The 24,012-nt window shown below is 54.1% G+C and carries 18 protein-coding genes and 2 rRNA genes (1 of these 20 cut by a window edge); 11 read left to right on the forward strand and 9 right to left on the reverse strand.

The window, feature by feature from the left end:
- The 3 genes from I6L44_RS17070 to tcdA all read left to right on the forward strand — a co-directional run.
- Positions 1–2,233: ribosomal RNA gene (locus I6L44_RS17070) — 23S ribosomal RNA — on the forward strand (it extends 660 nt beyond the left edge of the window).
- Positions 2,234–2,356: 123 nt separating this feature from the next.
- Positions 2,357–2,471 (forward strand): 5S ribosomal RNA (gene rrf, locus I6L44_RS17075).
- A 194-nt stretch (positions 2,472–2,665) separates the two neighbouring features.
- A complete protein-coding gene (tcdA, locus tag I6L44_RS17080) occupies positions 2,666–3,502 on the forward strand; it encodes a tRNA cyclic N6-threonylcarbamoyladenosine(37) synthase TcdA (RefSeq protein WP_216952592.1) in 837 nt (278 codons plus the stop codon).
- A gap of 21 nt (positions 3,503–3,523) precedes the next feature.
- Here tcdA and I6L44_RS17085 read toward each other — a convergent pair whose 3' ends face one another.
- Both I6L44_RS17085 and I6L44_RS17090 read right to left on the reverse strand, forming a co-directional pair.
- Positions 3,524–3,958: a SufE family protein gene (locus I6L44_RS17085; protein ID WP_216952594.1), complete on the reverse strand. Its 435-nt coding sequence runs from the start codon at positions 3,956–3,958 to the stop codon at positions 3,524–3,526.
- A 13-nt stretch (positions 3,959–3,971) separates the two neighbouring features.
- Positions 3,972–5,192 (reverse strand): SufS family cysteine desulfurase, encoded by a 1,221-nt coding sequence (locus tag I6L44_RS17090; protein WP_216952596.1) that lies wholly within the window; start codon positions 5,190–5,192, stop codon positions 3,972–3,974.
- Positions 5,193–5,373: 181 nt separating this feature from the next.
- Here I6L44_RS17090 and rep point away from each other — a divergent pair, with 181 nt between their 5' ends.
- Positions 5,374–7,386: a DNA helicase Rep gene (gene rep, locus I6L44_RS17095; RefSeq protein ID WP_216952597.1), complete on the forward strand. Its 2,013-nt coding sequence runs from the start codon at positions 5,374–5,376 to the stop codon at positions 7,384–7,386.
- Here the strand turns inward: rep and I6L44_RS17100 are convergent.
- The 5 genes from I6L44_RS17100 to I6L44_RS17120 form a co-directional block, all read right to left on the reverse strand.
- Complete coding sequence (locus tag I6L44_RS17100; RefSeq protein ID WP_216952600.1) at positions 7,383–9,665, reverse strand: bifunctional diguanylate cyclase/phosphodiesterase; 2,283 nt, start codon at positions 9,663–9,665, stop codon at positions 7,383–7,385. The genes rep and I6L44_RS17100 overlap by 4 nt on opposite strands.
- An 84-nt stretch (positions 9,666–9,749) precedes the next feature.
- A complete protein-coding gene (locus I6L44_RS17105) occupies positions 9,750–10,205 on the reverse strand; it encodes a cytochrome c5 family protein (protein ID WP_041234042.1) in 456 nt (151 codons plus the stop codon).
- Between the two features lie 197 nt (positions 10,206–10,402).
- A complete protein-coding gene (gene tdh, locus I6L44_RS17110) occupies positions 10,403–11,431 on the reverse strand; it encodes an L-threonine 3-dehydrogenase (RefSeq protein WP_216952602.1) in 1,029 nt (342 codons plus the stop codon).
- A 55-nt stretch (positions 11,432–11,486) separates the two neighbouring features.
- Entirely contained in the window at positions 11,487–12,677 is a 1,191-nt protein-coding gene (locus tag I6L44_RS17115) for a glycine C-acetyltransferase (RefSeq protein ID WP_216952604.1), read from the reverse strand.
- A 115-nt stretch (positions 12,678–12,792) separates the two neighbouring features.
- On the reverse strand, positions 12,793–13,437 hold the full coding sequence (locus I6L44_RS17120) for a TetR/AcrR family transcriptional regulator (protein ID WP_042054294.1): 645 nt from the start codon (positions 13,435–13,437) through the stop codon (positions 12,793–12,795).
- Between the two features lie 158 nt (positions 13,438–13,595).
- Here I6L44_RS17120 and rfaD point away from each other — a divergent pair, with 158 nt between their 5' ends.
- The 4 genes from rfaD (at position 13,596) to I6L44_RS17140 (ending at position 18,734) form a co-directional block, all read left to right on the forward strand.
- Positions 13,596–14,552: an ADP-glyceromanno-heptose 6-epimerase gene (rfaD, locus tag I6L44_RS17125; RefSeq protein WP_164535774.1), complete on the forward strand. Its 957-nt coding sequence runs from the start codon at positions 13,596–13,598 to the stop codon at positions 14,550–14,552.
- 118 nt (positions 14,553–14,670) lie between these two features.
- Positions 14,671–16,431 (forward strand): polysaccharide deacetylase family protein, encoded by a 1,761-nt coding sequence (locus I6L44_RS17130; RefSeq protein ID WP_216952606.1) that lies wholly within the window; start codon positions 14,671–14,673, stop codon positions 16,429–16,431.
- A 3-nt stretch (positions 16,432–16,434) separates the two neighbouring features.
- Entirely contained in the window at positions 16,435–17,661 is a 1,227-nt protein-coding gene (locus I6L44_RS17135; protein ID WP_216952608.1) for an O-antigen ligase, read from the forward strand.
- Positions 17,658–18,734, forward strand: a complete 1,077-nt coding sequence (locus I6L44_RS17140; protein WP_216952609.1) for a glycosyltransferase family 9 protein — start codon at positions 17,658–17,660, stop codon at positions 18,732–18,734. The genes I6L44_RS17135 and I6L44_RS17140 overlap by 4 nt, the downstream gene beginning before the upstream one ends.
- Before the next feature lie 38 nt (positions 18,735–18,772).
- Here I6L44_RS17140 and I6L44_RS17145 read toward each other — a convergent pair whose 3' ends face one another.
- The gene (locus I6L44_RS17145; RefSeq protein WP_216952610.1) at positions 18,773–19,750 is read right to left on the reverse strand and encodes a hypothetical protein; all 978 of its coding nucleotides are present in this window, start codon (positions 19,748–19,750) and stop codon (positions 18,773–18,775) included.
- Between the two features lie 52 nt (positions 19,751–19,802).
- Positions 19,803–20,864, reverse strand: a complete 1,062-nt coding sequence (locus tag I6L44_RS17150; RefSeq protein ID WP_216952611.1) for a glycosyltransferase — start codon at positions 20,862–20,864, stop codon at positions 19,803–19,805.
- A gap of 236 nt (positions 20,865–21,100) precedes the next feature.
- Between I6L44_RS17150 and I6L44_RS17155 the strand changes: the two genes are divergently transcribed.
- The 3 genes from I6L44_RS17155 (at position 21,101) to I6L44_RS17165 (ending at position 24,008) form a co-directional block, all read left to right on the forward strand.
- A complete protein-coding gene (locus I6L44_RS17155) occupies positions 21,101–22,312 on the forward strand; it encodes a 3-deoxy-D-manno-octulosonic acid transferase (protein ID WP_216954482.1) in 1,212 nt (403 codons plus the stop codon).
- 198 nt (positions 22,313–22,510) lie between these two features.
- Positions 22,511–23,332, forward strand: coding sequence for an AraC family transcriptional regulator (locus I6L44_RS17160; protein ID WP_216952612.1), 822 nt, complete (start codon positions 22,511–22,513; stop codon positions 23,330–23,332).
- Positions 23,333–23,372: 40 nt separating this feature from the next.
- Positions 23,373–24,008 (forward strand): LysE family translocator, encoded by a 636-nt coding sequence (locus I6L44_RS17165; protein ID WP_216952613.1) that lies wholly within the window; start codon positions 23,373–23,375, stop codon positions 24,006–24,008.
- Positions 24,009–24,012: the final 4 nt, after the last annotated feature.

Here is a 24,012-nt window from a genome sequence, read left to right on the forward strand (position 1 = left end):
CCCGAAACCGGGTGATCTAGCCATGGGCAGGTTGAAGGTTGAGTAACATCAACTGGAGGACCGAACCCACTAACGTTGCAAAGTTAGGGGATGACCTGTGGCTGGGGGTGAAAGGCCAATCAAACTCGGAGATAGCTGGTTCTCCCCGAAAGCTATTTAGGTAGCGCCTCGGACGAATACTACTGGGGGTAGAGCACTGTTTGGGCTAGGGGGTCATCCCGACTTACCAACCCCATGCAAACTCCGAATACCAGTAAGTAATATCCGGGAGACACACGGCGGGTGCTAACGTCCGTCGTGAAGAGGGAAACAACCCAGACCGCCGGCTAAGGTCCCAAAGTTCTGGTTAAGTGGGAAACGATGTGGGAAGGCTCAGACAGCTAGGATGTTGGCTTAGAAGCAGCCATCATTTAAAGAAAGCGTAATAGCTCACTAGTCGAGTCGGGCCCTGCGCGGAAGATGTAACGGGGCTCAAACCAGGCACCGAAGCCGCGGATTCACACTTATGTGTGAGTGGTAGGGGAGCGTTCTGTAAGTCTGCGAAGGTGTATCGAGAGGTATGCTGGAGATATCAGAAGTGCGAATGCTGACGTAAGTAACGATAAAGGGGGTGAAAAGCCTCCTCGCCGGAAGACCAAGGGTTCCTGTCCAACGTTAATCGGGGCAGGGTGAGTCGACCCCTAAGGCGAGGCCGAAAGGCGTAGTCGATGGGAAGCAGGTTAATATTCCTGCACGACTTGTAATTGCGATGGGGGGACGGAGAAGGCTAGGTGGGCCAGGCGACGGTTGTCCTGGTGAAAGTGCGTAGGTGGTGTTTCTAGGCAAATCCGGAGACACAACACTGAGACACGAGACGAACGCACTACGGTGTGGAAGCCATTGATGCCCTGCTTCCAGGAAAAGCCTCTAAGCTTCAGATTACAAGTCATCGTACCCCAAACCGACACAGGTGGTCGGGTAGAGAATACCAAGGCGCTTGAGAGAACTCGGGTGAAGGAACTAGGCAAAATAGAACCGTAACTTCGGGAGAAGGTTCGCTCTTGACAGTGAAGTCCCTTGCGGATGGAGCAGTTGGGAGTCGCAGTGACCAGATGGCTGGGACTGTTTATCAAAAACACAGCACTCTGCAAACACGAAAGTGGACGTATAGGGTGTGACACCTGCCCGGTGCCGGAAGGTTAATTGATGGGGTTAGCGCAAGCGAAGCTCTTGATCGAAGCCCCGGTAAACGGCGGCCGTAACTATAACGGTCCTAAGGTAGCGAAATTCCTTGTCGGGTAAGTTCCGACCTGCACGAATGGTGTAACCATGGCCATGCTGTCTCCACCCGAGACTCAGTGAAATCGAATTCGCCGTGAAGATGCGGTGTACCCGCGGCTAGACGGAAAGACCCCGTGAACCTTTACTACAGCTTGGCACTGAACATTGAACCTACATGTGTAGGATAGGTGGGAGGCTTTGAAGGCGTGACGCCAGTTGCGCTGGAGCCGTCCTTGAAATACCACCCTTGTATGTTTGATGTTCTAACGCAGGGCCCTGAATCGGGCTCGCGGACAGTGCCTGGTGGGTAGTTTGACTGGGGCGGTCTCCTCCCAAAGAGTAACGGAGGAGCACGAAGGTTGGCTAATCCTGGTCGGACATCAGGAGGTTAGTGCAATGGCATAAGCCAGCTTAACTGCGAGACGGACAGGTCGAGCAGGTACGAAAGTAGGTCATAGTGATCCGGTGGTTCTGAATGGAAGGGCCATCGCTCAACGGATAAAAGGTACTCCGGGGATAACAGGCTGATACCGCCCAAGAGTTCATATCGACGGCGGTGTTTGGCACCTCGATGTCGGCTCATCACATCCTGGGGCTGAAGTCGGTCCCAAGGGTATGGCTGTTCGCCATTTAAAGTGGTACGCGAGCTGGGTTCAGAACGTCGTGAGACAGTTCGGTCCCTATCTGCCGTGGGCGTTGGATGATTGAAGGGAGTTGCTCCTAGTACGAGAGGACCGGAGTGAACGAACCTCTGGTGTTCGGGTTGTCACGCCAGTGGCACTGCCCGGTAGCTAAGTTCGGAATCGATAACCGCTGAAAGCATCTAAGCGGGAAGCGAGCCCTGAGATGAGTCATCCCTGACCCCTTGAGGGTCCTAAAGGGCCGTTGGAGACCACAACGTTGATAGGCGGGGTGTGTAAGTGCAGCGATGCATTGAGCTAACCCGTACTAATTACCCGTGAGGCTTAACCATACAACACCCAAGAAGTGTTCTAAGGCTTGTAGCGAATGAACGAACTACTCAAATTCAGTGGTAATGACAAAGCAAACTAGCCAAGTTGTTATTCACATCAGCTTTCCAAGATTGAAGAATTTGCCTGGCGGCCATAGCGCCGTGGAACCACCTGATCCCATGCCGAACTCAGAAGTGAAACGCGGTAGCGCCGATGGTAGTGTGGCATTCGCCATGCGAGAGTAGGACACTGCCAGGCACCCAATACAAAAAACCCCGCTCATCGAGCGGGGTTTTTTATTGCCTACAATTCAGTAAATCGCCTTAATATTGACCTTTTATTCCCTCTTCCCTGCCGTTTTCCCTGTTTTTCCTCCCCTATTTTCTCCGGTTCTGCCATCGCCGCTGGCGTTGGTTGTCGTTATAATGGCCGCCCTCAAGCAAGGTGGTGGTATGAAAGCAGAATATCTACAGCGATTCGGGGGCATTGCCCGTCTTTATGGTCAGAACGCCCTGCGTTCCTTTAGCCAGGCTAAGGTCTGTGTGGTGGGGATCGGCGGCGTGGGCTCCTGGGCGGCCGAGGCGCTGGCCCGCGCCGGTATCAACCAGATCACCCTGATCGACATGGACGATATCTGCATTACCAACACCAATCGCCAGATCCACGCTATGCAGGGGACGGTCGGTCGCCTCAAGACCGAGGTGATGGCCGAGCGTATTCGCGCCATCAATCCGGATTGCGAAGTGAGCGAGGTGGATGATTTCGTCACTGCCGATAATCTGGCCGAGCATATCAAGCGGGAGTTTGACTATGTGGTGGACGCCATCGACTCGGTCAAGGCCAAGGTGGCGCTGATTGCCTTCTGCAAGCGCAACAAGATACCGGTAATTGTGGCCGGTGGTGCTGGCGGGCAGATGGATCCGACCCAGATCACCGTGGCCGATCTGGCCAAGACTATTCAAGACCCGTTGGCGGCCAAGGTTCGCTCCGACCTGCGCCGCTTGCACAACTTCAGCAAGAATCCGGCGCGCAAATTCGGGGTGGAGTGTGTCTTCTCAACCGAGCAGCTGAGCTATCCGGATGGCAATGGTGGTACCTGTCAGGCCAAGGCGGCCAGCGATGGCACCATGAAGATGGATTGCGCCTCCGGCTTTGGCGCTGTGACGCCGGTGACGGCAACCTTTGGGCTGGTTGCCGCGTCCCGGGTATTGAAGAAGATTGCCGAGCGGGGGGCCCGCGCCGAGAAAGAGAGCGAGAATGAAGAAGCCGGGTCGATTGGTGAAGCCTAATCGATCACTGAACAGCGCGGGTTAGACAGCCTGTTCCCGGATCGCCAGCACGATAGCTCTGAGCCCGTTACCTCGTGACGGGCTCAAGTGTTTCTCAAGTCCCAGTTCGGTGAAATACCCTTCCATATCAAATGCCTGGATCGCCGCAGACGATTGGTGGTTGAGTGCTGCCAGCACGATGACGATGAGGCCACGCACGATGCGGGCATCGGAATCACAGGCAAAGTGCCAGCAGCCATCCTCGCTTTGTTCTCCCTTCAGCCAAGCCTGGCTTTCACACCCCTTGAGGTGGAACTCCTCCTGCTGCCATTCGGCGGGTAGCGCTGGCAGCTGCTTGCCGAGCTGGATGATGAGTCGGTACTGGTTCTCCCAGCCGTGGGCGGCGGCAAACTGCTGGCGGATGGTGTCAGCGTTGGGCTCAAGGCCGATCTGGGTATAGGTTGCTAGGCTGCTCATGAGTTTGTCTGCCTTAGAAGAAGTCACTGAGTTTGTGCAGGGCTGCCAGCAGGGCATCGATATCGTTCCGATCGTTGTAGCAGGCCAGCGAGGCCCTCATGGTGCCGCCTATCCCTAAGCTCTCCATCAGCGGCATGGCGCAGTGATGGCCGACCCGTAGCGCTATGCCCTGCATGTCGAGCAGGGTGGCAGCATCCTGGGGATGGATCTCATCCAGCAGGAAGGAGACAGCCCCTGCCCGTTGTGCCGGTTCACCTATGAGGCGCAGGCCCGGCACCTGGCGCAAGCCTGTCACCAGATAGTCGGTGAGTGCTTGCTCATGGCGCACCAGGGCAGCCCTGTCTTGCTCCGTCACAAAGTCGATGGCGGCGGCGAGGCCGATAGCGCCAGCGATATGGGGGGTGCCCGCCTCGAACTTGAAGGGCAGGGTATTGAAGGTGGTGCCGCTGAAACTGACCCGATCGATCATCTCGCCACCGGCTTGCCAGGGCGGCATCCGCTCCAACAGCTCGGTGCGGCCCCACAACACACCGATGCCGGTCGGGCCATAGAGCTTGTGACCGGAGAAGGCGTAGAAGTCGCAGCCGATGGCCTGCACATCCACCTCGAGATGAGCCACCGCCTGGGCTCCGTCGATCAGCGTCACGGCGCCGACTGCCTTGGCCGCTGCCACCATCTCTTTGACTGGATTGACGGTGCCAAGGGCATTGGATATGTGGGCCACGCTTACTAGTCGGGTCCGTGGCCCCAGCATGGCGTGATAGGCGGCCAGATCGAGATCGCCCCGCTCATCGAGCGGGATAACCCGGATCACCGTGCTGGTGTGCTGAGCGACCAGTTGCCACGGTACGATATTGGCGTGGTGCTCCAGCGTGCTGAGGATGATTTCGTCCCCTGCCTTGAGCTCGCTTATCCCCCAGCTCTGGGCCACCAGATTGATCGCTTCCGTGGTGCCGCGGGTCCAGAGCACCTCGTGGCTGCGGGGCGCATTGATAAAGCGGGCGACCGTCTCGCGGGCAGCCTCAAAGGCGCGGGTGGCACGGCCACTCAGGGCGTGGGCGGCACGGTGCACGTTGGCGTTGTCGACCCCATAGTAGTGAGCGATGGCATCCAGTACCGCTTGCGGTTTCTGGGTGGTGGCGGCGTTGTCCAGATAGACCAGAGGGTGGCCGTTTACCTCCTGCGCCAAGGCCGGAAACTGGCTGCGCAGTTGGTCGTGCTGTTGCTGATTCATGCTCCCCTCATCATCCGGAAAAAGTCATCATCTCGAAAGGTCGGCCATGATCCTGAAAATAGCGCCCGAACACAAGGTGCGATAAGCCAGATGAGCGGTTGCCTGCCGTGCAGCAGGTACGGCTCGTCGGGTGATTTCTGGTACAATGCCGCCCCTCATCATAAGCCAAGAGATCCGGCCCATGAAGCTCAACCCCAATCAGAACGAAGCGGTCAAGTATGTCTCCGGCCCTTGCCTGGTGCTGGCGGGTGCCGGATCGGGCAAGACCCGCGTCATCACCAACAAGATTGCCTATCTGGTGCAGCAGTGCGGCTACAGTGCGCGCAACATCGCTGCGGTCACCTTTACCAACAAGGCAGCGCGGGAGATGAAGGAGCGGGTCGGCCAGACCCTGGGTCGCAAGGAGGCGCGGGGGCTGATGGTCTCCACCTTCCATACCCTGGGGCTCGATATCATTCGTCGGGAGCACAAGAGTCTGAATCTCAAGGCGAACTTCTCCCTGTTTGACGACACCGACCAGCTGGCGCTGCTGAAAGAGTTGACAGAAGACGAGCTCGACAACGACAAGGACAAGCTATCGGCCCTCATTACCCAGATCTCTAACTGGAAGAACGATCTTATCCTGCCCGCCCGCGCCATGCGTATTGCTCGCGGGCCGGAAGAGGTGTTGATGGCCCAGCTCTACGATCGTTATCACCGCCAGATGGTGGCCTATAACGCGCTGGATTTTGACGACCTCATCGTGATGCCGACCCTGTTGCTCAAGAGCAATCAGGAGGTGCGTGAGCGCTGGCAGAACAAGATCCGCTATCTGCTGGTCGATGAGTACCAAGACACCAACACCAGCCAATACGAGCTGGTGAAGCAGATCGTCGGCGAGCGGGCACGTTTTACCGTGGTAGGGGATGATGACCAGTCCATCTACTCCTGGCGCGGTGCCAAGCCGCAGAATCTGGTGCTGCTAAGCGAAGATTTCCCCAGCCTCAAGCTGATCAAGCTGGAGCAGAACTATCGCTCCAAGCGGCGGATCCTTAAGTGCGCCAACATCCTGATCGCCAACAACCCGCACGTCTATGACAAGGCGCTCTTCTCCGAGTTGGATGAAGGGGTGAAGCTCAAGGTGCTGTTCGCCAAGAACGAGGAGCACGAAGCGGAGCGGATCGCCGCCGAGATGATGGGACACAAGTTTATGAACCGCACCCGGTTCAAGGATTACGCCATCCTCTATCGGGGCAACCATCAGTCGCGCATCTTCGAGAAGGCGCTGATGACCAACCGGATTCCTTACCGTATCTCCGGCGGCACCTCGTTCTTCTCCCGCACCGAGATCAAGGACATCATGGCCTACCTCAAGCTGCTGGTGAATCCGGACGAGGACACCGCCTTCCTGCGGGTGGTCAACCTGCCGCGCCGCGAGATTGGCCCCACTACCCTCGAAAAGCTCGGCCAATACGCCAATCAGCGCGGTAAGAGCCTGTTTGCCGCCAGCTTCGAGCTGGGGCTGGAGCAGCACCTCTCCGGGCGCGGACTCGTGGCCCTGCAGGCATTCACCAACTGGTTGGTGCGCCTTGGCGATCAAGCGCTGCGTGGCAATCCGGTGGAGGCGGTGCGGGACATGATCAAGGAGATCCACTACGAAGAGTGGCTCTACGAGACCTCGCCCAGTCCGAAAGCGGCCGAGATGCGGATGCAGAACGTCTCCACCCTCTATCGCTGGATCACCGAGATGCTGGAAGGGGATGAGCTGGAGGAGTCGATGACGCTGGCACAGGTGGTCACTCGCCTCACCCTGCGTGACATGATGGAGCGCAACGAGGGGGAGGATGACGCTGATCAGGTGCAGTTGATGACGCTGCACGCCTCAAAGGGGCTGGAGTTCCCCTATGTCTACATGGTGGGGATGGAGGAAGGCTTGCTGCCTCACCAGACCAGCATCGATGAAGATAATGTGGAGGAAGAGCGACGTCTCGCCTACGTGGGGATCACCCGGGCTCAGACCGAACTGACCTTCACCCTCTGCAAGGAGCGGCGTCAGTTTGGCGAGTCGGTACGTCCGGAGCCGAGCCGCTTCCTGCTGGAGCTGCCGCAGGATGACCTTGAATGGGAAAACCAGAAGAAGGTGACTGCCGAGGAGCGCCAGCAGAAGGGGCAGATGGCGGTGGCCAATCTGCGCGCCATGTTCAAGAAAGATTAGGAGGTTGCGTTGCCGGGGGATAGCAGTGGAATGATGTCTGCTCCCGGCATGGGGGGAGATATATAGCGTCCTTGCCCCATCCGGCAGCCGATATCTATCAGCTTCTGTAACTGCTGCTGGTTCTCAATGCCTTCAACCACAAGGGTGTAATCGAGATCCTGACAGATATCCCGCATGGCGCGGATCAGCGCCAGATCTTTGGGGGACTGCAGCATCCGCTGGGTAAAGCTGTCATCCACCTTGATGTAATCTACCGGGAAATGGAACAGGGCGTTGAGGGAGGAGAAGCCGGTGCCGAAATCATCGAGGCTGATCTGGATACCCTTGGCCCTCAGCTCATGCAGGGAGGCCAGCGCATCGGAATCCTGCCGCGACAGCTCCCGCTCGTTGAATTCAAAGATCAGATAGCCTGGTGCTATCCCCTCCTCATCGATAATGTCCACCAACCGCATGATGTGATCATGGTTGACCAGATGTTTGCCGGAGAGGTTGATGGCGACCTTGAACTTGCTCTGGCCCGAGATCGGAAGCCACACTTTCAGTTGCTGGCAGGTGTGGCGCAGGATCTGATAATCCAGCTCCAGAATCAGGCCACATTGCTCCGCCAGCGGAATAAAGTCGAATGCATCCTTCAGAATTCCCTCTTCGGTCAGCCAGCGCGCCATCACCTCCAGACCGGTCAGGCGGCTATCCTGTAGCCGGATCACCGGTTGGTAGTAGGGGACGATACGCCCTTCCCGCAGGGCCCGAGCCAGCATCTCTTCCGGCGAATTCCAGTTCTGGTTGATGCAATCATCCGAGTAGCTGACGATGCGGCTGCGGCCATTGCGTTTGGCCTGGTACATGGCCAGATCGGCCTGGTGGAGTAACTGGCTGATATCCGATGTCTGTTCGGACACACTCGATACCCCCAGGCTGACGGTAATACTCAGCTCATTGCCAAGCAGCCGGAACGGATAGGAGAGGCGGCTGATGATACGGTTGAGCACCGGGCTGATGTCATCTTCATGTTTGCTGCTATCGAGATAGATGACGAACTCGTCGCCCCCCAATCTGGCCACCATATCGTTTTGCCGGATGCAGGTCTGGAGGCGGCGGCTTACCTCCTTGAGCAGCTGATCACCAGCACTGTGGCCCAGGGTGTCATTGATCTGCTTGAAGTGATCCACATCGATGAAGATCACCGCAAACCCCGGTGACTTGTAGCGGTTGTAGTGGGTCATGGCTTGATTGAGGTGGTTCATCAACAGTGCCCGGTTCGGTAGCTGGGTCAGCGGGTCGTGAAGCGCATCGAATTGCAGCCGCCGTTCCAGCTCCTGATGCTGCTTGAGCTGCTTTTGCAGCCTGAGGTTGGTCTGACGCAGCTGTTGCAGCCGCTGGTTGATGGAGTCTTCACTATTGATGTCGTTAAGCTGCTGGCGGATCCGCTTCAGCTCCAACAGCAGGGTGAGCTGGCCACGCAGGAAGTCGAGAAACAGCTTGTCGTCTGTCTCCAGCGGTTGCGCGGTGCTGATGATGAAGTGGGCGAAGTACTGTTGTTGCAGCCGTAGCGGCATGCTGTGCCAGTAGGTTGCCTCCCTGTTGACCTCGATATTGCTGGTGCTGTGGCACAAACCGCTGATGAATTCGTCGCTTTGACGAGGATGTGCGGGATAAATCTTCTCAAGCGTATGGCTGTGGAGCCTGACCAGCAGCATATCCTCAATGGCGAGCATCTGGCGCAGCACCGCCTCCAGCTGGGAGAAGAGCGCCTGACCGGGCAGGGTGTTGGCCAGTCGCATGATGCGGCTGATGCTCTCGATTTTCTTTTTCCAGTTCGGGTCTTTGCGGATCAGCGGCGAAGGCAGCTCGGTGAGATGGGAGCCCGCTTGGGTTTCGGTCAGCCGCTTGGATAGACACTCCAGCAGCAGGCGTAATGTGGGCAGGTCGGATGGTTCGCCGCGAGCCAGCAGCCACTGCACCTGACCATGTTCGATAGGAAAGACGCACCACCCTTCGGCCTCATCGAGCTGGGTGAGCTGATCGGTGATGCGGGACTGCTCCCGCCCCAGTTGTTGCTTGAAGGTATCGCTGATTTTGTAGGCGTAGAGCCAGTTCAGACCACTGTCGGAGAGGCCCAGCATGCCGAAATGCTGCAACGGGCAGAGCTGGTTTATCTGCTTTATCAGATCATCATAATCGCTGCTCTGCGCTGTAGGGGGAGCCGGAAAATCCATAATGGCAGAGACCAACGCCAACAGAGGAGTTGAGTAATGGGGTTCGATGGATTGGGACGACATGTGCAACTCCCGATATGTCTACCTTACAAGAGTAGTCGGAAGCCGATAGATTGAAAGGGCCGCAATTGCGGCCCTTTCAAATACTTACAGCTTGTCGATCATGTAGTGGATGGCGTTTTCAATCTCTTCATCACTACAGTTCGCACAGGTGCCGCGCGGAGGCATCATGCCGGACTTGCCGGTAAAGCCTTCAATGGCATGTTTCTTGAGAGTATCAATGCCCTGGGCGATGCGAGGATCCCAGGCGGCCTTGTCACCCCGTTTGGGGGCACCAGCGGCGCCGGTGTCGTGACAGGCAAAGCAGGCGCCCTTGTATACCGTTTCGCCATCGCGGGGACCGGAAGAGGCGGCCGCCGTCGGTGCAGCACTCGCGCCGGCAATACCTTCCAGATCCTTGGCGGTATAGACCTGACCGATTGGTTTGATCCGCTCGGCAATGGCTTCCGGTGACATCTCATCGGCAGCAAGCACTGCCCCAGACAAGCTGGCGGCCGTCATCCCGACAGCCAGCAAATAGCTCAGTTTTTTCAACACGCTCATATACTCCCAGCAGTCTTTTATTATCCATGTAAACGACGGGATTATAACCGAATAGTTACAGCCATTTAAACGCTTGTGTGTGAAGTGTTAAACACTCTGCGTACAAAGTTTTGGCCGATATCACGGCAATTTGGGTGGTGGAGATAAAAAGAAACCCGGCATTCGCCGGGTTTCGAGTAACCAAGGGGTGAAAAGGGTTATTTATCCCAGCTCAGGATCACCTTGCCGGAGTGGCCGGAGCGCATCGCATCGAACCCCTGCTGGAATTCGTCGATGTGGAATCTGTGGGTGATGATGGGGGAGAGATCCAGCCCGGACTGGATCAGGCTGGCCATCTTGTACCAGGTCTCGAACATCTCGCGGCCATAGATCCCTTTGATAAACAGCCCCTTGAAGATCACCTTGTTCCAGTCGATGGCCATGGTGGAGGGGGGGATGCCGAGCATGGCGATCTTGCCGCCGTGGTTCATCTTGTCGAGCATCTCCTGGAAGGCGCTCGGGACGCCGGACATCTCCAGCCCCACGTCGAAGCCTTCGGTCATGCCCAGCTCGCTCATCACCTCGGCCAGCTTCTCCTTGGCCACGTTGACCGCGCGGGTGGCGCCCATCTTGCGGGCCAGCTCCAGTCGATATTCGTTGACGTCGGTGATCACCACGTGGCGCGCACCCACATGGCGGCAGACGGCGGCTGCCATGATGCCGATGGGGCCTGCCCCGGTGATGAGTACATCTTCACCCACCAGATCGAAGGAGAGGGCGGTGTGCACCGCATTGCCGAACGGGTCGAAGATGGCGGCCAGCTCGTCCGGGATATTGTCCGGCAGCTTGAAGGCGTTGAATGCGGGGATCACCAGATACTCGGCAAAGGCACCCGGGCGGTTGACGCCAACGCCAATGGTGTTGCGACAGAGGTGAGTGCGCCCGGCGCGGCAGTTGCGGCAATGACCGCAGGTGATGTGCCCTTCGCCGGAGACCCGATCGCCGATGGCGAAGCCGCGCACCTCCTGACCGATGGCGACCACTTCCCCAACATATTCGTGGCCGACCACCATGGGTACCGGAATGGTCTTCTGGGACCACTCGTCCCAGTTGTAGATGTGGATATCGGTGCCGCAGATGGCGGTTTTGCGGATCTTGATCAGCAGGTCGTTGTGGCCGAGCTCGGGGGCCGGCACATCCGTCATCCAGATGCCGACCTCTTTGTGCAGTTTGGAGAGTGCTTTCATGGCTGTTCCTTCAATATGAATGCAGAAAAAAGGGGCTGCAGCCCCTTGATTCAAATCAGATAACGCCGAGTTCACGGCCGATGCGGATAAAGGCGTCGATCGCCTTGTCCAGCTGCTCGCGGGTATGGGCGGCAGACATCTGGGTGCGAATGCGCGCCTGGCCCTTGGGCACGACCGGGAAGGAGAAGCCCACCACATAGATACCGGCTGCCAGCATGCGGCTCGCCATTTCGGAGGCCAGTTTGGCATCCCCCAGCATCACCGGAATGATGGCGTGGTCGGCGCCTGCCAGAGTGAAGCCAGCGGCGCTCATCCGCTCGCGGAAGTAACGGCTGTTCTCTTTCAGACGTGCGCGCAGGTCGTGACCTTCCGCCAGCATGTCGATCACCTTGATAGTGGCGGCAACGATGGAGGGGGCCAGCGAGTTGGAGAAGAGGTACGGGCGGGATCGCTGACGCAGCCAGTCGATCACCTCTTTCTTGCCGGAGGTATAGCCGCCGGATGCGCCGCCGAGCGCCTTGCCCAGGGTGCCGGTGATGATGTCGACCCGATCCATCACGCCGCAATATTCGTGGGTGCCACGACCGTTTTCACCGATAAAGCCGACGGCATGGGAGTCATCCACCATCACCAGTGCATCGTATTTGTCCGCCAGATCGCAGATGGATTTGAGGTCGGCGATGACCCCATCCATGGAGAAAACGCCGTCGGTGGCGATCAGCTTGAAGCGGGCGCCATCGGCGTCAGCCTGTTTGAGCTGGGCTTCCAGCTCGGTCATGTCGTTGTTGGCGTAGCGATAGCGCTTGGCCTTGCACAGCCGCACGCCGTCGATGATGGAGGCGTGGTTGAGGGCATCGGAGATGATGGCATCTTCGGCGCCGAACAGGGTCTCAAAAAGACCGCCATTGGCATCGAAACAGGAGGAGTAGAGGATGGTGTCTTCGGTGCCGAGGAAGGCAGACATCTTCTGCTCCAGCGCTTTGTGCTGATCCTGGGTACCGCAGATGAAGCGTACCGAGGCCATGCCAAAGCCGTGGCTGTCGAGTCCCTGATGGGCGGCGGCGATCAGATCCGGGTGGTTGGCCAGTCCCAGATAGTTGTTGGCACAGAAGTTCAGTACCTGCTCACCGCCGACGGCGATGCTGGCCTGCTGGGCGGAGGTGATGATGCGCTCCTGCTTGTACAACCCTTCAGCTTGCACCTGGTTCAGTTGCTCGGTCAGGTGACGATAGAATCCGTTAGACATCCTCGATCCTTAGTGGCTATTTCAGCTGCGTATCAACAGAGGGCGACATTTTACTGCAATCTGTTGCGGTAAATTCAAATGATTGTGCTGATATTCAACAAATGTGAAACAGATCTCACCCAGCTGGTTGGGCCAGCTGACGGTAGTGCAGCTCCAGCTGCTGGATCTGTCCGGCCACCTGGGGTTGCACATAGGGGCGCAGCAGGAACAGCACCTTCAACACGCCCTGATAGAGCAGAGGTTTGGTGATGCGGGTGTTGGGGGCCTGGGCAATCTGGAAGGGGATCCAGCAGGTCACCACCATCTTGATGGTCTGGCCCAGATCCGGCAGGTCTTCATCGCTGACATCGATAATGCCCCCTTCGCGCAGGCTCCTGAGCAGGGCGACCACGGAGGAGCGCATCTGCTCCTGGGCCTTGAGGTACTTCTGTTGCAGCGGCTCGTCACGGCTCAGGATGTCCGGCAGGTTGGCGTAGAAGAAGCGGAACTGCCACATCAGATAGAAGATGGCATCGAGATAGCCCATCAGATCCTGCAGGGTGATTTCACGGTTGCGGGTCGGCACGAAGCTCTCGCTCAGGTGGCGGGCATACTGGTCGAAGATGGAGTGGATGATGTCTTCTTTATTACGGAAGTGGTAGTAGAGGTTGCCCGGGCTGATGCCCATGTGCGCCGCAATATGGTTGGTGGTGATGTTGCGTTCACCCTGATCGTTGAACAGCTCGGTCGCGCTGTGAATGATCCTGTCTCTGGTTTTCATCACTCATTCCTCCAACGGGTTCCGCTTGGGGCAGTTTTGAACAAGGTCGAATCCCCGGACGGCCCGTGATAAACTTTTCGGCAATTTCAAATTGGCTCACTATACACAGCTTTAACAAGCAGTCACATGTAGCCATCAACGTACGAGAGGCAAACTCCATGATCGTAGTAACTGGCGGTGCTGGCTTTATCGGCAGCAATCTGGTCAAGCAGCTGAACGCTCAAGGACGGACCGATATCGTGGTCATTGATGACCTGACCGACGGCACCAAGTTCGTCAACCTAGTCGATCTGACCATCGCTGACTACATGGACAAGGACGAGTTTCAGGCGCGCATCGTCTCCGGCGACGAGTTTGAAGAGTGGGACAACGGCATCGAGGTGATCTTCCACGAAGGCGCCTGCTCTGCTACCACCGAATGGAACGGCAAGTTCATCATGGAGGTCAACTACGAGTACTCCAAGGATCTGTTCCACTACTGCATCGAGCGTGAAATCCCGTTCATTTACGCCTCTTCTGCCGCGACCTACGGTGGCCGCAACGACAACTTCATCGAAGATCCCAAGTTCGAACAGCCGCTCAACGTCTACGGCTACTCCAAGCAGCTGTTTGACCAGTACGTGCGCCGCTGGATGCCGGAGATCAACTCTCAGGTTGTCGGCCTGAAGTACTTCAATGTCTACGGCCCGCGCGAGCAGCATAAAGGCTCCATGGCCTCCGTTGCCTTCCATCTCAACACCCAGGTGAAGAAGGGCGAGAATCCCAAGCTGTTCGAAGGTTGCGATGGCTTCCCGAACGGTGGTCAGATGCGTGACTTCATCTATATCGACGACGTCTGCAAGGTAAACCTCTGGTTCTGGCAGCACCCGCAGCACTCCGGCATCTTCAACTGCGGTACCGGCCGTGCCGAGCCATTCCAGAACGTGGCCGAAGCGGTGATCAAGCATCATCAGAAGGGTTCTATCGAATACATCCCCTTCCCGGATCACCTCAAGGGGCGCTACCAGAGCTTCACCCAGGCTGACATGACCAAGCTGCGCAGCGTGGGTTATGACGCCGAGTTCAAAACCGTTGCCGAAGGGGTAGCGGATTACATGGCCTGGCTCAACCGCTAACGGGTGAGCACAACGCGGCAGTTTGAGCGCAAAACCGGAAGTGGGCACTCGCCTGCTTCCGGTTTCTGGTCTCTGTGGCTGCTTGCCGTTCCTCTCTTCTCTACCGGGTAACCGCGCGATGAATATATTGATGGCACTCTCCCAGCTCGAGGTAACGGGAGCTGAGGTCTATGCCACTACGGTCGGTAACGAACTGACCCGGCGTGGTCACAACGTCTTTTATGTATCAGATACCCTGACCAAGCCGACTCTTGGCCCAGTCTTCAAGCTGAGATTCAACAAGCGCAGCATTCTGCGCCGCTTCTGGCACGTCTTTTACCTCATCTATCTCATCAAGAAGCATCATATTCAGTTGGTGCATGCTCACTCCCGCGCCTCCGGCTGGAGCAGTTATGTGGCCTGCAAGTTGACTGGCACCCCGATGATCACCACGGTGCATGGTCGCCAGCCGGTACACGCTTCGCGCAAGGCCTTCCATGCACTCGGCTATCGGGCGGTTGCCGTTTGTGAAGATATTGCCCATCAGATAGTCGACAATCTGGGAGTGGATCCCGCGATCGTGCAGGTGCTGCGCAACGGTATCGAAACCGACAAATTCCAGCCTGTGCCTGCGCCGGATAATCCAAAGTCGGTGATCGCCATCATTGGCCGTTTGAGCGGCCCCAAAGGAGAGCTTTGCTACCGCCTGCTCGACGAAGTACTCGATCTGGATGCCTGCAAGGTACGGATTGTCAGCGGTACCAAGGTGCCGGAGCGCTTTGCCCGTTTCGAAGATCGTGCCGAGTTTGTCGGTTATGTCGATGATGTGCCTGCCTTGCTCGCAGGTTGTGATCTGGTAATTGGTGCCGGTCGGGTAGCGATGGAAGCACTGCTCTGTGGTCGGCCCGCCTTTGCCATTGGTGAAGCCAAGGCAGTTGGTCTGGTAACCGAACAGAATCTGGACGAGGCGCTGGCCAGCAATTTTGGCGATATCGGCCCCAAGGATCTGGCCATCGATTTTGCCGCACTGAAGGGCGAAATCGAATCCGCCCTCGCAAGCAAGGTGGTGCCGGAAGTCATTCGGCAACGCATTCAGGATGAGTATGGCTTGCAGGGGGTAGTATCTGGCCTCGAAACCATCTATCAGGATGCCGTAGTCGAAACACTGCGCCGCGAGATGCCGGTCATCATGTACCACCGTTTTATCGAGCAGGATAGCGAGAAAGGAGTGCATGGCACCTGGATGCCGATCACCATGTTCGAGAAGCATCTGCGCCTGATGAAGTGGCTCGGCTACGAGACCCTGACTTTCCGCGATTTGGCGGACAAAGGCTTTATCCACCGTCTGCAATACGGCAAGAAGTACCTTATGATCACCGCCGATGACGGCTATCAGGACAACCTGACCCGCATGCTGCCGCTGCTGGAAAAATATGGTTATAAAGCCGTGGTGTACGTGGTTACCGGTGAAGGCTATAACCGTTGGGATGTGGAGCATCCGACCAATCCGGACACCAAGGTTTCATTGATGAGTGGTGAGCAGGTCAAGGCGTTGGCCGCTAGCGGTCATGTGGAAATTGGTGGTCATACCCTGACCCATCCCCGCTTGAGTCAACTTACTGCCGAACAACAAGCCCATGAAATTCAGGAGAATAAACGCCAACTGGAGGCCCTGCTTGGCCATCCGCTGCTCTCGTTTGCCTACCCTTACGGAGATATGAACGAGAGTGCCAAGGAGCAGGCTATCGCCGCCGGGTATCGTTTTGCCGTCGCTACCAATAGCGGCCCCAAAGCAATGCACCAGGACCCTTTCCAGATCCGCCGGATTGCCATCTTCCCCCGTACCGATGTATTCGGGCTGTGGCGAAAAATTCGTGGGAATTATGTGTTCAGGAAATAACTTGTGAATTTAGATAAAAATTGCCTACGACTAAATATTATTGTGCAATTTGCAGCTTTTTTATTTGGCGCAATAGTTTTAACGGTCCCCAGTGGCTATGGATATGGGCCCAGCATTTTAGTTTTGGCAAGTGTTTTTGTCTTTTGGCGTAAAAAATATTATTTGGCAATGAGTTCAGAGGTGAAAATATTATCATATATATTCATCTCTTTTTTTGTCATCCAAGCAGTGTCAATCTGGATTGATGGTGGCGCACTCAAAGAGTTAGATCGACCAAGTCGTTTGTTAATGGCTGCAATGACCTTACCTTTATTAAGTGTGTTCCCCATTAACATAAACGTTCTTATTGCTGGCCTCTCTATAGGAGCAGTGAGCTCAGGTCTAATCGCAATATATGAAAAGTTTTATCTTGGAATGCCTCGAGCTTTTGATGAAAGCATGCCAATTCAGTCAGGAAACATCAGCATGACATTGGCATTGTTATGTCTGTGTGCTTTTTTCTGGTTCCGCCATTTAGGGAAGAAAAACATTGCTGCCTTTATGCTTCTTTCATTTTTAATGGGGGGGATAGGCAGTTTTCTCTCCGGGACCAGAGGTGGCTGGGTTTTACTTCCAATCGTCTTGTTTACAATAGTTTTTTATTTTAGAAAACAGCTATCCCTCAAAGATGGTCTCTATGCAAGCACTGTATGTGCCTTGTTGCTTTTCTTGGCTATGCTTCCGCAAAGTGGCGTAATGGATAGGATATATAATGCAAAAGCGGATGTTGTTCATTATTTTGATGGTGTGAATCCGGATACATCTCTAGGCATTCGATTGCAGTTGTGGGAAAGTGCATATAACTCTTTTTTGGAAAAACCAATTTTTGGTTGGGGAAATAACGGAATTCGCTTATCACAATTAAACCAATATAATAATGGTTCTATATCCGAGTTCATTTATAATTTTAACTCACATGCACATAATCAATTTTTAGATGAATTGGCTAAACGCGGCATTATAGGCTTCTTGATGTTAGCTCTGCTGTACTTTTATCCACTTTGGGTTGCGAGTAAAAATAGAGATAACTTATTGGTCAGTAGTATGTTGGCGGTTTCATCATTAACTCTTGTTGATTATAGCTTGAGTCAAGCATTTATAAGTCATAACTCCGGGATGATATTCTTCATGTTTTTATTTTCGGCTTTAATTACCACAATAAAGGTATCGCCTTTGGAGGGAAGAAAATGATTAAGAAATTGCAATCATGGCGCGATATCATTCGTCGTAAAATAGGGATTGTGCTTTTTGACCGATCTTTGAAATCAGCTTCAAGTAAAGATGGTGCTATAGTCTTTGTTCGTTGGGATGCCAAATTGGGGGATGCCATAGTATCATCTTGGGTCGCTCGTGAAATAAAAAAGAAGTTTCCAGGCAAAAAAGTAGTTGCAATTACAACCCCTGAGATGAGGTCTTTATTTAAAAACCAATTTCTTTTTGATGAAGTTTATTCTATTCCGAAAAGACCAAGTTATGCAGCACTCGCCTCATTGGCTAGAGATATAGGAGATATTGAATATCTTGTTCATCTTACTAATGAAATGAAGATGAAAGATATTTTCTTTATCTCAAAATTATCTGTAAAAAATGTTATTGGTATAGATGACAAAATAAAATGTGTGAATATTAAAATTGGTCATTTAACCAAGAATATTCACTTCTCACAGAAGTTTGCCTTGGCCGTTAATAAAATGGGGGTTGATAACCCCGATACAGATTATATTGTTCCAGAATATCTTGAAGATGAGTCAAGCGTTAAATCTAGCTGGCCTGATAATCCCACAATCTGTTTTAATCCTTACGGTAGTGGCAGCTCACGAACATTTAATGATGAAAAAATTATCGAGATCCTGAAGGTTATGTTGAGCAAGCCTGGATATAATGTATGTTTGCTCTATCCACCGATAAAGAAAATTGAAACAGAACACAATATCAGGAGAATGCCTGATATCTTAAGGGAAAGAGTTATCACACATGACTCATCCCATTCTTTAGGTGTTCTATTCGCTCAAATAAGAAATAGTATCGGTATCGTGTCTGTAGATACGGCGACAGTACACATTGCCGCAGGGCTGAAAAAACCTATATTTGGAATATATAATGATAATTTTGGTAAAGGTGAAAACCGGGAGTGGTTACCAAATTTTGAGAAAGCCATGGTAATGTATGTTGATGCCAAAAAAGAACAAAATGTAAACTACATTAATATGGAGGAGTTTGAGAATCAATTTAATGATTGGTATGTTCAGTACATAGCACAATAATTTAGATTTCTGCACCATAGCCTGGTGCAGAATAAAAATTAAAGCATCGCCTTTATGTATTTATTTACCCATATATCTAGTCTGTATTGATTTTTTATCTCGTCAGATATGTGATGATAAGGGATCGTTAAAAAGTCAGGTGAGACTTTTAGATCTGTATCTGTTATGCAAAATATATTGTTGGGATGAAAGAACGGAAATGTCTCTGCGGTATTGTTATTTGATATTATTTTTTGTTCATAGGCAAGAGACTCAAAGAATCTAAAAGACAAGCCTTTTTGTGACTGGTATCCTATATCAAGAATACAGTGATAAGCCGATGAGATTGCCAATAGTTCATCACCAGTAATTGGCTTGGTAATTATTTCGATTCTCTTGTCTCTTATTTTTTTGATCTTTCGGTGGTGATCAACATAAATCATGATTTTAATTTTTAAGTCTGGGTTGGCATCCAGAAATGCAGTCATAAAGGCGTAGCGTTCACGATCAAAGCTAAAAATACCAAACACATCACCATCATAGTTTCTGTTTGGTTGGAGTGGGGTTAAATTCTTTTTATAGTAGTTAGTTACTGGTGTAAAGCCATATTTTTTAACATCTTGCGGATCAAAGCTCAAAACTTTATCAAAAAGTGAAATGTTTTTGATATTATTTGGCATTCTGAGAGTACTGTCCCACAGGTGGCAAATCATCCTGTTGGTGCATTTTTTGAGCTGTGTCAGATGTTCTGCCGTGTAAATATCAGGATTAGTGAGGATAGTGATATCAAAGTGGCGGTTTTTTGTAAAACCATTCAAAAACTGGGTGGTCGACAGCCAGCTTCTTTCTTGTTTTAAATTTCTTTTAAACAGAGCCTTTGAAATTAAGTTTGATATTCTCTCTACTGGGTGCAGGTAATCATATCTAGATATTTCTCCATTCTCAATAAATGTAACCACGTGTCCTTGTTGTCGCATCTCTTCAACTATCGGGGTAATGAGCCCTGCGTTATCGATACCTATTAATAGGATATTCATTGGATTAGCTCTCAAAATGACATTTCAATGTTATTTCATTAAATTTAATAAACTAAAGTGACATAAATGATTTTATGGTCTCTGTACTAGAGAATGGGCTGTAAAAATGATCTGGTATATGCATTTTATCAATATCCATACGAGATATTTTTTGCGCTATTTTGGGAATGTCAAAAAGGGAGCAAAGGTTATCTTGCAGTGGCCCAGTAAGAATTTCTGCCGGCCCAGACGGGCAATCCACGCTGATTACCGGGGTATGGCAGATGAGTGCTTCAATAAGCACTGTTGGCAGCCCTTCAGCATCGGATGTCAGGATGAGCGCCTGAGCGGTTTTGATATAGGGGTAGGGGTTCTTCTGAAAGTCGATGATCTTCACCTTGTTGGCAAGGTTCATCTCCTCGATCATGGCTTCAATGTGAGGGCGTCGCTCCCCTTTGCCCATCAGAACGAGTGGCGTAGCAACGCCGCTTAGCTGATATGCCTGCAAGAGACGATCGTGGCGTTTTCGTTCTTCGAAAGTGCCGACATGGATGAAATACTTGTCGAATGGCTTGTTGAAAGGCTCATCGGCCAACGCCTGAATTTTCTCGATATCAAACGGATTGTAGATAACCTGACACGATTTTGGTGTGGCTCTTACATTGTGCAAAATGTCGTCCGCGATGCCTCGAGATACGCAGATCAGTTTCTTGCCATTATAGAAACGCTTGAATTTTTCATATCCTTTGGCATTGTCTTTGGCAAAGCCGGTGACATTTCCGTGGATCCAGTAATAAATATTCAGTGTATCAGGCAGGTGTCTGGTAATTTTGTCACATGAGCATGAGATAATTACGTCAGGCGAGATCTCTTGGACTTTTTTCAAGATCAGAGATGCTTGTATTTTTTCAACCGCAACATTGGATATGGCTTTAGTCAGCTTTGTGACAATGCCAAGATTAATCGGGTGAATGTTGTCAGGTAGCGTATGGTCTATTTTTTCCCGCAAGGTAAACAAGGTAACATCGACACCTGCATCTTTTAGCAAGGATGCGGTATTGAGCAGAACCTTTTCCGCACCACCACCATACAAGTCTTCAACAATGAATAAAAACTTTTTAACTGGTGGGGTCATAACTGCTCCGCGGGTCTCATAACTGACTGGTAAATCTACTAAAAATGTGAATCGTAAACGAGCAAAATCAGGTGGCAACTGTTAAAGTCGTTAGCAATTTTTTCAATAGGTGTAGATCAATGATTGGTCTTAGTGGGCGCTACCATAACGCATTATTCGCGGTCTGTATATTTGCTGGGCTGCTGCTCTCCTGGTTGTTTTCTGTTAATCAGCTCCTCACCGGCGACCAGACCCAGATGCTCTACAAGGGTTACCTTGGAGCCTATGAGGGGGTCTGGCTCAGCTATGGCAATGCGGCGAGTGCGGTGGGCAATGTGCCGGGGAGCTTGTCGGCCTGGCTGATTGGTGGGCCGCTGCTACTGTGGGATTCTCCCTATGCCCCCATGGTGTTGCTGCTGGTGATGCGGTTGGTCGGTTTTCTGCTATTTGATGCGGTTATCCGCCAGGTGTTTGTTGACCCCGTATCGAAGGGCAATGCGCGGTTGCTGTTTCTGGTGCTCTGCTGGCTCAACCCCTGGTTCCAGTATGAGAGTTTGCTCTACAACCCCTCCTATCTCTTCCTCTTCTCGGCCATGCACTGCTGGTCGGCTTGGCATATGCGCGAGCGGGCCTCCTTCTGGCACATGATTGTTCATCTGCTGGCTATCGGTATGGCGATGCAGTTGCACTACTCCTGGCCGTTGCTGGCTGTGATCTCCACCTACCTCTTCTGGCGCCGAATCCTCAAGGTGAGCTGGAGCGGGGTGGTGGTCGCTGCCCTGCTGATCGGTGCCTCCCTGATCCCTTACGCCATGGAAGTGATGAGCAACAGCCATATCACCCAGAACGTCGATCCCGAAGCGCGTCAGCGCTATATCGGATGGGGGCTGGTGCATGTCTATCCGGTGCTGAAATCGGTGATCTACTGGCTGCGTTACGGCTCCTGGCTGTTTGCCAGCAAGCTGGTCAACGACACCCAGTTCATCTGGCTGGCGGGTCATGAATATTTGCAGATGACAGCAGTCTGGCTGTGGCGGGTGGTGATCTACGGGGTGGGCTCTGCCACCGTGTTGCTGGCGGCCAAGGCCAACTGGCAACTGTGGCGGGATCTCAAGCCGCGTCTGCTGCGCAGCGACCGTGCATCAGTGGACGGCACGAGCTGGCTCGGCCTCTATGCGCTGGCGGCCGTATTGGCTGTGCTGGTGAGTGCGGCGCTCTCGCCCATCATCTTTAACTATTGGCACCTGATGCTGATATTCCCCTATGCCCTGTTCCCGATCCTGCTGTTGCTGGTTAGCTGGAGCCGCAACCATCCTCAGTGGGTTGGCAAGGGGCTGCTGGCAGCCACCCTGTTCTGCACCGCTGTGAACCTGATTGCGGCGAGCGACAGCACCAAGTTCTCCTATCAGGCGGACTACAAGCAGCAGGTGCAGGAGTATTTGCAGGAGATGAAGCTGCAACCCAAGTAACTGGGTTGTGTGATCAGTCGAAGGGAGGCGTAATGCCTCCCTTTGCTTTTTCCGTAGCTCAATAAGCGGGTTGTGGTTGCCGGTTATCGCTGGTGGCGTAGCCGACCTGCTTTGGTGGCCATTGCACCAGCTGCAAGGGCATAGCCGGAATGCAATAATCTACAAGCTTTCAGCTTGTTTGCGGTGTATCTATAACCCATGAATACCACCGATTCCCTTATCCGCTACTGGCAATCCCCGCACCTGCCGGGGGTCGAGCTGTCACACTCCCACCACAGGGCGTTCAGCTACGGCCGCCATGTCCATCTCGACTACCATATCGGGCTGGTGCAGCGGGGTGGCCAGAAGTTTATCCACAAGGGAAATAGCCACCATCTGGTGCGCGGGGTGCTCTCTACCGTTAACCCGGACGAGGTGCACGACGGCCTCAGCCTGCTGCCGGAAGGGTACGAGGTGCGGGTCTTCGCCATCGCTCCCCAGCAGCTGGCGCTCTGGCTGCCGGAGCAGCCGGAACCCTTCTTCGACAAGGGATTGCAGAGCCGCCCCGACCTCTATCAGGGCTTTGCCCAACTACACGGCTATCTCGACAACCCCAAGGCCGATGGCCTGCTGATCGAGAGCCAGCTGCTCGCCCTGCTGGGGGAGCTGCTGCATTTGGCCCCCGAGGTACACCAGCTGGCCGATCCCCAGTTGCGATTCCTGCGCGACTACCTGATGGCTGCCCTCGACGAGCCCCACTCGCTGGAAGAGCTGGCGGGGCTGCTCGGGCTCGACCGCTTCGCCTTCCTGCGCCAGTTCAAGAAGCGCAGCGGCATGACCCCCTATGCCTGGCTGAAACGGCTGCGGCTGGAGCAGGGCAAGCGGCTGCTGGCGAGCGGGATGGCGGTGAGCGAGGTGGCGCTGGCGGTCGGCTTCTTCGATCAGAGTCACTTCCACCACGGTTTTCGCCAGGCATTCGGTCTGACACCCGCCGAATTTCGTGCCCAGATGCAATCTTTTACAAGCCGCGCCCCCCGCTGATCCGCCATGCTGGCGCTCCGTCGTTAAAGCGAGAGTTGTTATGCTGACCAGTCTGTTCGTTACCCTCGGCCTGATGCACCTGATTGCACTGGCCAGCCCCGGCCCCGATTTCGCCCTGATCCTGCGCACCAGCCTGCACCGGCCGACCGCCCTTGGCGCGGCGCTGGGCATCTCGCTGGCGATCATGGTGCATGCCACCCTGAGCCTGACCGGGATCAGCATGCTGATCGCCAGTCACCCGCTGCTGTTTATGGTGATCAAGTGCTGCGGCGCCCTCTATCTGGGCTGGCTGGGGTGGGGCGCCCTGATGGCGGCTCGGCAGCAGAGCAGTTCCGTGATGCAGAGCGCCGCCAACGAGCTGCGCGGCTGGGGCAGGGGCGTGCGCACTGGCCTTGCCACCAATCTGCTCAACCCCAAGGCGCTGGTGTTCTTTATCGGTCTGCTGGCCGCCATGGTGACGCCAGAGGTGGATGGAATGACCCGCAGCCTGCTGGTGGGCGAGCTGTTCATCATTTCCCTCTGCTGGTTCGGGCTGCTGGCGTGGAGCCTCTCCACCGATCGCGCCCAGCGCCTGCTGCTGCGGGTGCAGCGGCCGCTCAATCTGGTGACCGGCGTGCTGTTTGCGGTGGTCAGCCTCTCCATTCTGGCGAGCATGGGCGCCGAGCTGGTGGCCTGACGAG

The sequence above is a fragment of the Aeromonas sp. FDAARGOS 1414 genome (assembly GCF_019047065.1).
GTDB classification, from domain to species: Bacteria; Pseudomonadota; Gammaproteobacteria; order Enterobacterales; family Aeromonadaceae; genus Aeromonas; species Aeromonas veronii_A.